The organism is Saliniramus sp., assembly GCF_035311605.1.
In the GTDB taxonomy this organism is placed as follows: Bacteria; Pseudomonadota; Alphaproteobacteria; order Rhizobiales; family Beijerinckiaceae; genus Saliniramus.
Window position 1 is genome coordinate 1 of record NZ_DATGCW010000217.1, and the last position, 10,621, is coordinate 10,621.

General features: G+C 62.9%; 8 protein-coding genes and 1 pseudogene. 5 read left to right on the forward strand and 4 right to left on the reverse strand.

The features are described 5' to 3' along the window. Positions 1–1,603, reverse strand: a 1,603-nt coding sequence (locus tag VKP01_RS09840; RefSeq protein WP_324411971.1) for a TRAP transporter fused permease subunit, incomplete at its 3' end; no start/stop codon positions are given. Positions 1,604–1,846: 243 nt separating this feature from the next. Further along, positions 1,847–2,835, reverse strand: a pseudogene (locus VKP01_RS09845) (TAXI family TRAP transporter solute-binding subunit). Between the two features lie 450 nt (positions 2,836–3,285). On the opposite strand from VKP01_RS09845, the gene VKP01_RS09850 reads away from it, so the two are divergent. The 4 genes from VKP01_RS09850 (at position 3,286) to VKP01_RS09865 (ending at position 7,050) form a co-directional block, all read left to right on the forward strand. After that, positions 3,286–3,714: a rhodanese-like domain-containing protein gene (locus tag VKP01_RS09850; RefSeq protein WP_324411972.1), complete on the forward strand. Its 429-nt coding sequence runs from the start codon at positions 3,286–3,288 to the stop codon at positions 3,712–3,714. Between the two features lie 123 nt (positions 3,715–3,837). Beyond that, a complete protein-coding gene (locus VKP01_RS09855; RefSeq protein WP_324411973.1) occupies positions 3,838–5,670 on the forward strand; it encodes a methyl-accepting chemotaxis protein in 1,833 nt (610 codons plus the stop codon). 142 nt (positions 5,671–5,812) lie between these two features. Next, complete coding sequence (locus VKP01_RS09860) at positions 5,813–6,265, forward strand: TerB family tellurite resistance protein (RefSeq protein WP_324411974.1); 453 nt, start codon at positions 5,813–5,815, stop codon at positions 6,263–6,265. Then, entirely contained in the window at positions 6,262–7,050 is a 789-nt protein-coding gene (locus tag VKP01_RS09865) for a glutamine amidotransferase (protein WP_324411975.1), read from the forward strand. Before VKP01_RS09860 ends, VKP01_RS09865 begins: the two co-directional genes overlap by 4 nt. A gap of 4 nt (positions 7,051–7,054) precedes the next feature. Here VKP01_RS09865 and VKP01_RS09870 read toward each other — a convergent pair whose 3' ends face one another. Then, entirely contained in the window at positions 7,055–8,299 is a 1,245-nt protein-coding gene (locus tag VKP01_RS09870) for an ABC transporter ATP-binding protein (RefSeq protein ID WP_324411976.1), read from the reverse strand. Between the two features lie 406 nt (positions 8,300–8,705). Here VKP01_RS09870 and VKP01_RS09875 point away from each other — a divergent pair, with 406 nt between their 5' ends. Continuing rightward, complete coding sequence (locus VKP01_RS09875) at positions 8,706–10,001, forward strand: polyhydroxyalkanoate depolymerase (RefSeq protein ID WP_324411977.1); 1,296 nt, start codon at positions 8,706–8,708, stop codon at positions 9,999–10,001. A 77-nt stretch (positions 10,002–10,078) separates the two neighbouring features. Here VKP01_RS09875 and VKP01_RS09880 read toward each other — a convergent pair. Further along, a partial coding sequence (locus VKP01_RS09880; protein ID WP_324411978.1) for a DNA polymerase occupies positions 10,079–10,621 on the reverse strand: 543 nt, incomplete at its 5' end.

Below are 10,621 nucleotides of genomic sequence, written 5' to 3' on the forward strand. Positions count from 1 at the left end.
CCTCGATCAGTTCGTCGAAACCGGCCCGCGCCTGCGCGGTGATCTCGTTGGAATGCAGGCCCCGGAACAGCGCCTTGATCGGGCGCTGGGTGAGCAGGATCAGGATCAGGATCGCAAACGCATAGAAGGCCGAAAGACCCGGCGAGAGCTGCTCGATCATGATGAACCAGACCAGCACCACGATCGGCAGGATGAAATGCAGCCCGGTCACCGCGACTTCGCTGGCGATGGGCAGCCTCACCACCGGCGCGTTGGGATCGTCGATCTCGAGATCGGGCCTGGTCGCGGAGAGCCAGAGCATGGCGAGATAGGCGAGCCCCATCAGGGTGAGCACCACCGGCGCCGAGATTCCCGGTATCACCGTTTGCAGGAAGCGGATGCCGAAATAGACCACGCCCGCGAGAATAACGATCGAGGAAACCACGATACCCATGCGCAGCAGTGCCACCTGGAAGCTGCGGATCACCGGCTTGGGCAGTGTCTGCATATCCGCCTTCACCGCCTCGAGATGGACGAGGTAGAGAAGCGCGATATAGGAGATCACCGCCGGCAGGAAGGCGTGGGTGATCACCTCCGTGTAGGAAATGCCGACATATTCCACCATCAGGAAGGCGGCGGCCCCCATGACCGGCGGCATGATCTGACCGTTGACGGATGAGGCGACCTCGACCGAACCGGCTTTCTCTGACGTGAATCCGACGCGCTTCATCAGCGGGATGGTGAAGGTGCCCGTCGTCACCACATTGGCGATTGATGAGCCCGAGATCACGCCCGTCATCATCGAGGCAAGCACCGCCGCCTTGGCCGGACCGCCCCGCAGATGGCCGAGCAGGGCGAAGGCGAGTTTGATGAAATAGTTGCCCGCCCCCGCTTTCTCGAGCAGTGAGCCGAACAGCACAAAGAGGAAGACGAAGGCGGAGGAGACGCCCAGTCCGACGCCGAAGACGCCACCCGGGGAAAGCCAGAACTGGTCCATCGCCCGTGGGAAGGATGCGCCGCCCCACCGGATCAGGTCCGGAATCCAGGTGGATGATCCGAAGAAGACATACGTCATGAAGACGATGCCGACAAACATCAGTGGCGGGCCCAGCGCACGACGCGTGGCTTCGAGCAGGACGAGCAGGCCAATCCCCGAAGCGACCAGATCCTGCGTGATGGGCAGCCCTGGCCGACGGGACAGATCGCGGTAGTAGATGTAGATGTAGAGCGCGGCTCCCGCAGCGACGATGGCGAGAATCCAGTCGATCAGCGGAACCCGGTTGCGCGCACTACTGGAGGATGCCGGATAAGCGAGAAAGGCAAGAAACAGTGCGAAAGCAAGGTGGATCGACCGGATTTCGGCAGAATTGAGCGTGAGCTGCATCCCCGTCCAGGCGGAGAGCGTGAAGGGCAGCGGTGAAGCGATGTAGAGCTGGAACAGCGACCAGAGCAAAGCCACACCGGCGATGACATAGGCAGTGACGCCCTGTGGAGCCCGTGCGCCGCTGTCGTTCGAGGCGACCAGATCCTGCAGATCCTTGTCATTCAGGCCTGACCCGGCCTGTGCGGGTTGGCCCTTCCCGTTCGCACCACCGGCAGCCTGCCCCTGAGCCCCTTTGCTCATGCGAGATTCCCCTCACCTCTCGATGCGGTGGCATCCCTGACGCCAGCATCGTCCCCCGAGCGATTGTCGTGTTGTCGGATAATGCGGGTATTGCCCACCATTGGTACGAAAAGCGTACATTGAAAAATGCATGCGAAACACGATCCGCAATCTCATGCGGGGCAGCGCATGTACCGCCCCGCATGATGTTTCAACGACCGCAGGCCGCAGCCGCAGCCGCGACCGCCAGACAATCCGGCTTGATCAGTCGATCAGGCCCTGTTCACGGAAGTAGCGCTCAGCGCCCGGATGCATCGGTGCGGACTGCCCTGAGTCGCCATGATCTCCGGATCGAGATTGGCAAAGGCGGGATGGAGCGAACGGAAGTTGTCGATATTGTCGAAGACCGACGCGACGAGCGTGTAGACCACATCGTCCTCGACATTGGCCGAGGTCACGAAGGTCGCGCCGACACCGAAGGTCTGCACATCCTCATCCGTGCCGCGATACATGCCGCCGGGGATCGTCGCCGGGAAGTAGAACGGCGTCTCGGCGACAAGCGCCATCAACTCGTCGTCATTCGCGTTGACGATGCGTACGTCACAGGTGGAGGAGACTTCCTGAATGGCTCCCGAGGGGTGACCGACCGTGTAGATGAATGCGTCGATGTTGTTGTCGCACAGGGCCTGGCCCATTTCGGTTGGCGCGAGTTCGGAAGCCAGCGTAAAATCGTCCGTGCTCCAGCCCTTATGCTCCATCACGACTTCCATCAGCGCACGCTGGCCGGAACCGGGATTGCCGATATTGACGCGGTTGCCGACCAGGTCGTCGAATTCATTGATGTCGCTGTCGGCGCGCGCCACGACCGTCGCGGGCTCGGGGTGCAGCGAGAAGACCGCGCGCAGATCCTCATGCGCACCACCATCCGCGAATTGCGCCTCGCCGTTGAAGGCATTGAACTGTACATCCGACTGGACGATGCCGAATTCGAGATCGCCGCCGCGAATGGCGTTGACGTTGAACACCGACCCACCGGTGGATTCCACCGAGCAGCGGATGCCGTGCTCGCGCCGGGTCTGATTCATCAGACGGCAGATCGCACCGCCGGCCGGATATTACACACCGGTCACGCCGCCAGTGCCGATCGAGATGAATTGCTGCTGGGCGAGCGCGCCGGAAGGCGCAGCACCAATGGCCAAGGTGAGGCCAGCTGCAGCGACGCCGAACCTGAGTGTGGATTTCAAGGACAACATTTTTATTTCCTCCGCGTTGATTTCGTCTGGCGGCAGGCAAGAACATACCGCCGGCAGCGCGGAAAACCCGTCTGTGCGCAAACGCCTCAGTTTGCCACTTTGGCGCGTGGAATGCTTCTTGTCCAGCTTTGTGAATGTTGCATCCAGGATTCATTTAATATATTTTAAGTTGTATTTTATGCAATAAGAGACTATAAATTCTTCATATTCATTCAACCGGCAAGAAAAATTTGACAGGATTACGGATAAAATTCGAAATAAATAATAATTTATAGTCTGAATTAAAAAGCAAAATTACGCGAATAAGTGGAATCTTAATGTTTTTGCCTTTGTATTACAACCGTCACGTTGTCGTTGCAATGGCATCGGCACGTTCTGAATCGGTTGCTTCGGATGCGGCCACGCAAAATGAGCAGCAATACGATCGTATTCGCGTAGAGGAGCGTTCACATGCATCAAATCGTCAAGACCACGCTGGGCATCTGCTTTGCCGCCAGCCTCGCCTTCTCGGCCCATGCCGGAGAAGCGCCGATGGAAATTCCCGGCGCCACCACGGTTGATGCCGAAGGCGTCATCACCCTGATCGAATCCACCCCGGACCTCGTCATCCTCGATAACCGTTCGGTGGCCGATTACGATGCGGGCCATATCGAAGGCGCCATCCGCCTGATCGATACCGACATCACCGGCGCCGCCGATCTCGCCGCGCATGTCCCGGCGATGGATAGCCCGGTCCTTTTCTACTGCAATGGTCTGAGCTGCGGGCGCGCGGCCAATGCCGCCGAGATGGCGGTCGATTACGGCTACACCAATGTCAGCTATTACGCGCTCGGCATGACCGAATGGCGCGATCTCGGCCTGCCGCTGGTCACAAACTGAGCATCACAATGCGATAACGGCCCGTCGGCCAGGACGACGGGCCCCTTCTTTTCCCTGTTCCCTTGAACGGAGTCTCCCAGCATGTCTTCGCGCCGGCTTTTCAGGCAAGGTATGTTCGCGCGCATGCTGTCCGACCATGGACGGCTGCTCTCCATCCTCGTCATCGGCGCCCTGCTCAACGGCATTGCGGCGCTCGCTGTGATGCAATACGTCACCGATCGCTACGAGAGCGCCGTCAGCGCGGCCAATGCCGAACAGATCGGGGCGCTCTTCAACCGCTATGTCGATGATGCGGTCTGGACCGAGCATGCGGCCACGCTCGAGTCGCTGGCCGCCGAAATTGCCCAGGAACAGAGCCTTCGCGAAGGCGTGAGCGACGGTGACGGGGCAGCGCTGGCCGCGACCCTGCCGCAGATGCTGCGCCGCGATGCGGTGACATCCGGGGCCGTCGCCATACGCGGCCTCGCAACTCTCGACGCCGATCTCACGGCTTTGGCCATGCATGACGCCACCGGTGAGACCGGGATCCCGTCAGCGTTGATGACGCAACTCGCCGAGCGCGAAGGCGCGGCGCGGCTGGCCCGGATCGCCCATATCTGGTCTGAGGACGGCGAACCGCGCATGAGTGTGGTGGCACCCGTGGGCGGATTGCGTCTGGCCGGCTATCTCGTCATTCATGCCGACCCGCTTCATGCCCTCGCCGAGGCCGATCGGCGCATGGGCATGGCGATCACCTTCGAAAACCGCGAGACGGGTGCGGTCCTGGCCCGCCCGGAAAATCTGGCCATGCCGACCGACGCCGCAACCGACAGCGCGACCATCGACATACGCGCCCCAGACGGCAATCCGCTCTTCGCCGCCCGCACAACCTGGGATGTCAGCAGCACGGCGCAGACCATGGCGCAGACGCGCAACCTTTCCTTCACGCTGCTCATCGGCGCGGTGCTCCTGATCGGCGCCGGCATGATCGGGCTCGTCTTCCGCCTCATCCGCCGCATCGCCCGCAAGGAGGCGGCAGCCGCCGAGCAGGCGGCGCAAGCGGCCATGCGCGAGGACGAGGCGCGGCGGGAGGCGCAGGCGCAGGTCCAGGCGCGCGCCGAGGAGGAGCGTCGCGACACGATGCTGCGCCTCGCCAATTCCCTGGAGAGCTCGGTTGCGGCGATCGTCCAGTCCCTGAGCGGCGCCGCAACGCAGATCGAGAGCAATGCCGATGGCATGGTCGCCCTTTCGGGCCGCACCGCCGAGCGCGGGAGCGAGGCCGGCGAGGCCTCGCAAAGGGCCGGCGCCGACGTCAATGCCGTCGCCTCCGCCACCGAAGAGCTCAGCGCCTCCATCAGCGAGATCGGCGAGCAGGTCTCGCAGGCCGCCGAGATCGCGGGCAGCGCCGTCGAGGAAGCCGGCAGCGTATCCGGCAAGGTCGAGGCTCTCGGCGAAGCCACCAGCCGCATCGGCGAGGTTGTCGGACTGATCAACGAGATCGCCGCCCAGACCAATCTGCTCGCCCTCAACGCCACCATCGAGGCCGCTCGCGCCGGCGAAGCCGGCAAGGGGTTTGCCGTGGTGGCACAGGAGGTGAAGAATCTCGCTTCCCAGACCGCGAAGGCGACCGAGGACATCAGCGCGCAGATTGCCTCGGTGCAAGGCGCTTCCGTCGATGTCGTGGATGCGATCCAGGGCATCACGAAAACGATCCGGGAGATCTCGGGGATCTCGACGACCGTCTCCGCCGCCGTCGAGCAGCAGCGCGCCGCAACCTCCGAAATCGCCCGCTCGGTATCGACGGCAGCCACTGGTGCGCAGAGCATTTCCGCCAGCGTCGCCGAGGTGACCCAGGCGGCCGGTGAGACCAATGCCAAGGCCGATGAACTGCGCGCGGCCTCGGGCGAACTCACCAGCCAGGCTGAGCGTCTGCGCAATGAGATGCATGCCTTCCTTGGCCATTTGCGGGCCGCATGACCGACGCCGGTTCGCAGGCTGATCCGCGCATGGTGCAAGCTTCTGGCCGAAAAATGGCCCGAAGCTTGCTTTCATCGACACCATGGCACACCATATGACAGGTATGATCGATTCTACGCGCACACCTGCTTCCGGTTCCGTCATGTCCTTCGTGCGTCTGCTTAAATCTGCCGCAATCTTCTTCGGCTTCCGGTCCGCGCGGCAGGGGCTCTGGCCTGACCCGGCGCATCTGGGCGCAGCGACGCTGCTGGTTCACGTGGCGCGAGTCGACGGGCGCTTCAGCGATGCGGAGCGTCGGCGCCTGGAAGCGGCGGCGCACGCGCATTTCTGCCGATCGGCCCGTGAGGCGACGCATCTTGTCAGGCGCGCACAGGTCCTTGATGATGAGATCAGTGACGTATCGGAAATCCTCGAGATGATCGGTCGCGGTGAAGATGATCGCCGCCGCGCCCTGACGCTGGCCTTCGCCGTCGCCTCTGCAGACGGGGCGATGCGAGAGATCGAGGAAAATCTCGTCTGGCGCGTCGGACGCCTGCTCGGCTTTGACGACGACGCCATCACCGCCATCAGGGAGACGCAGACGGCTCAGCCATGATCCCACCAGACCCGGACAAATCCCCCGTTCTCATCGTCCTGCACCAGGAGACCTCGACGCCCGGTCGCGTCGGACGCCTGCTCATGGAGCGCGGCTACCCCCTCGATATTCGCCGCCCCCGCTATGGCGATCCGCTGCCCGAGACGCTCGCCGGTCATGCCGGCGCGGTAATCTTCGGCGGGCCGATGAGCGCCAATGACGAGGAGGACTTCATCCGGCGCGAGACCGACTGGATCGCCGTACCACTGAAGGAGCGCAAGCCCTACCTCGGCCTGTGCCTCGGCGCGCAGATCATGGCCCGGCATCTGGGAGCGCGGGTCTATGCGCATGAAGAAGGGCGCGCCGAGATCGGTTATTATCCGCTGACGCCGACCCATGCCGGGCTCAGCGTGGAGAAGCGCCTTGGCACGCCCTGGCCGGATCATGTCTATCACTGGCATCGCGAAGGTTTCGATTGCCCGCCCGGTGCGGTGACTCTGGCCACCGGCGACGATTTCCCCGTCCAGGCGGTGCGTTACGGTCCTGCCGCCTATGCCTTCCAGTTCCATCCGGAAGTCACCTATGCCATGACCTGCCGCTGGACCACGCGGGCGCATGAGCGCATGAAGCTACCCGGCGCCAAACCGCGCAGGGAGCATCTCGAAGGGCGCCTGATCCACGATCCCGCCGTGAATGTCTGGATCAACAATTTTCTGGATTACTGGCTTGCCGGCGGCTGTGTCGACGAGGCGGGACGGCATGGTGCGCCGACCTTCATTGATCGCGCCGCCGCGCAATCATTGTGAAGCCTCATTCCGCGATCAGGGTTTCAATATCCTGATTGATCGGCACGACGCAGTCGCAGACGCGCAGATTGACCCGCGCTCCGACCTCGATCTGCTCGGCCGGGCCGCTGATCACCAGCAGCCGGCGCTCGCCCTTCCTGACCCAGTAGAGCTGGTCATGGCCGCGATATTCGCGCCCGATCACCTCGGCTTCGCCATCGGCATGCGGCTCCAGGAGGATCTGTTCGGGGCGCACGGCGAGATCGACCGTGCCACTGACGGCCTTGGACAATTCCACCCGACCGAACGGCGTCTCGGCGCCGAGCCCCTCGGCCTTGCCGGTGACGATGTTCGAGCGGCCGATGAAGCTCGCAACGAACGAGCTGACCGGATGGCGATAGATCTCGTCCGGCGTGCCGATCTGGCAGACCTTGCCGGCTTCCATCACCACGATGCGATCGGCCAGCGCCAGCGCTTCCTCCTGATCATGGGTGACGAGGATGCCGGCGGAGCCCGCTTCCTTCAACAATGCACGCACTTCCTGGCGGGTCTCGACCCGCATCGCGGCATCGAGATTGGAAAACGGCTCGTCCATCAGGACGAGGGACGGCGCCAGCGCGAGGGTGCGCGCAAGCGCCACACGCTGCTGCTGGCCGCCGGAAAGTTCGTGCGGCCTGCGCTTCGCCAGATCCGAGAGACCGACGAGTTCGAGCATCTCGCGCACGCGGGCTTCCGCCTGCCTGCGCGGCAGCCTGTTGAGGCCGAAGCGGACATTATCGAACACGTCGAGATGCGGAAACAGGGCGTAATCCTGAAAGACGAAACCGATACCGCGCTTTTCCGGGGGCAGATCCGTGATGTCCTGGCCACGCATGACGATGCGCCCGGCATCCGGCTGCTCGAATCCGCCGATCATGCGCAGGGTGGTGGTCTTGCCGCAGCCGGACGGGCCGAGCAGGGCGAGGAGCTCGCCCTCATAGACATCAAGCGTGACGCCATCCACGGCGGGGCGCTCGTCCGCACGGTACACGCGCTTGAGCCGCTCGATGATCATCAGCGGCGGGCCGCTGGCACCGGCGTAGGCCGCACCGCCGATCAGACCCGCCGGGCATGTCGGAGCAGCGGGGCGGATGACATCGCCATCAGGCGCCGACGGCTGCGGATCCGTTACAGCGGGGATCCGCACCGCAGCGGCATCACGCCTTGTGCCGGCATTCGGATCCGTTTGTCCAGCCGGGGATCCGGAGGTCAGCGCGCGCAAGCCGTTCATTGTCACTCTCCTGCTTTCGCATCCCCGCGCAGCACCCGGCCTGCGAAACGGCGGGTCAGCGGCGCTATCGGCGCAGCCAATCGGCTGAAACGTGCGTCGCCGTGAGAATCCGCATGCGCCACAAAACTTCCCGGAGCGCGCGGCGTTTTATGAGCTAGAGCTTTGCGAAGACAGCGTCAATGGGAATTAACAAGGAAAATCAATACTTTAGAAACATTCCAATTTAGCGCCGCCATTATCCGCCGGCACGAACCCTGATGTCTGCGCGTGGGCGGAAATCCGGTCTTCGACCATTTGCGCACGAACCACGCTATTGCCCTGTGGAACTGAACGCTTAATTCCTGTATGTTGTACTGCAACATTGCGGTGCCGGATATCCCGACGAAGCCGCTGGAGGTTATGATTCATGGATCTCGCGTATTTCTATTACGAGGCCGGGCACATCCTGCTCTCGCCCGCCCGTGCCGCAAACGACGCGACCCGTCTGTTCTTCAAGAATCCCGCCAACCCGCTAAGCTATACGCCCTATGGCAAGGCAATGGCGGCCGGGTGTGAGTTGTTCGAACGCACCACACGCCGCTACGGCAAGCCGTCATTCGATCTCGACACCACCGAGATAAACGGCCGCGAGGTCGCGGTTCGCGAGCGTGTCGTCTGGCACAAGCCCTTCTGCAATCTCATCCATTTCGACAGGATGTTGCCGCGTGGTGTCGACCCGCAGCCCAAGCTGCTGATCGTCGCACCGATGTCGGGCCACTATGCCACGCTGTTGCGCGGCACGGTCGAGACCTTCCTGCCCACGCATGACGTCTATATCACCGACTGGGTGGATGCCCGCGAGGTACCGCTGAGCGACGGCAGTTTCGATCTCGATGATTACATCGACTATATCATCGATATCTGCCATCTGCTCGGGCCGGACGTCCATATCATGGCCGTCTGCCAGCCTGCCGTGCCCGTGCTCGCGGCCGTGGCGCGGATGGAAGCGATGGAGGATGATTGCGTCCCCTCCTCGATGATCCTGATGGGCGGCCCGATCGATACCCGCAAATCCCCAACCGCCGTGAACAAGGGCGCGCAGGAACGTGGTACGGAGTGGTTTCGCCGCAACTGCATCGTCAAGGTGCCGCCGCCCAATCCGGGCCTGTGGCGTGACGTCTATCCCGGCTTCTTCCAGCTCTCGGGCTTCATGGCGATGAATCTCGACCGGCATATCTCGGCGCATTGGGACATGTTCAACCATCTCGTCGAGAATGACGGTGATTCTGCCGAGAAGCACCGGGATTTCTATGACGAATATCTCGCCGTGATGGATCTCACCGCCGAGTTCTACCTGCAGACGGTCGAAACCGTGTTCGTGCAGCATGCCCTGCCCAAGGGCGAGATGATGCATCGCGACGAGAAGGTCGATCTCGGCGCCATCCGCCATTGCGCCATCATGGCGATCGAGGGCGAGAACGACGATATTTCCGGCATCGGCCAGACCAGGGCGGCGCTGGAGCTCACGCCCAATCTGCCGGAAGAGAAGAAGACCTACCACCTGCAGGAGCGCGTCGGCCATTACGGCGTCTTCAACGGCGGTCGCTTCCGCCGCGAGATTGCCCCGCGCATCTGCGATTTCATCGAGGCGCATGAAAACGACGCCGGCGCCGCCCGTCCGGCTCCGCGCCGCCAGAAGCCGCAGTTACGCGCCGTGCGCTGATTCGGGTATATGCGCATTGATCTGAGATCAAAGCCGGGGCCACATGCCCCGGCTTTTCTGTTCGGGGCGCAGCCGCCTCAATGCGCCTCGTCCCAGTTATCCGCCGCCCGGGCCTCGACTTCGAGGGGCACTCTCAGGGTGAGCGCCGGAGCGGGGGCCTCGCGCATGATCCTGGTGATCAGCGGGATGGTCTCGTCCACCTCATCCTCCGGCACCTCGAAGATCAGCTCGTCATGCACCTGCAACAGCATCTGCGCATGCAGCTTGGAGCGTGACAGCGCGTCTTCCATGCGGATCATGGCGCGGCGGATGATGTCGGCGGCCGAGCCCTGGATCGGGGCGTTGATCGCCTGGCGCTCCACCGCCATGCGCTCATTGGCATTGCCGGCACGGATCGCGGGATAATGGCAGGCGCGCCCGAAAATCGTCGAGACGTAGCCGTGCTCGCGGCAATAAGTCTTGGTCTCCTCCATGTAATCCCTGATGCCGGGGAACCGCTCGAAATACTGCTTGATATAGGCCCCCGCCTCCTCGCGCCCGATCCCGAGCCGATTGGCGAGGCCGAAGGCGGAAATGCCGTAGATGATGCCGAAATTGATGGTCTTGGCGCGCCGGCGATA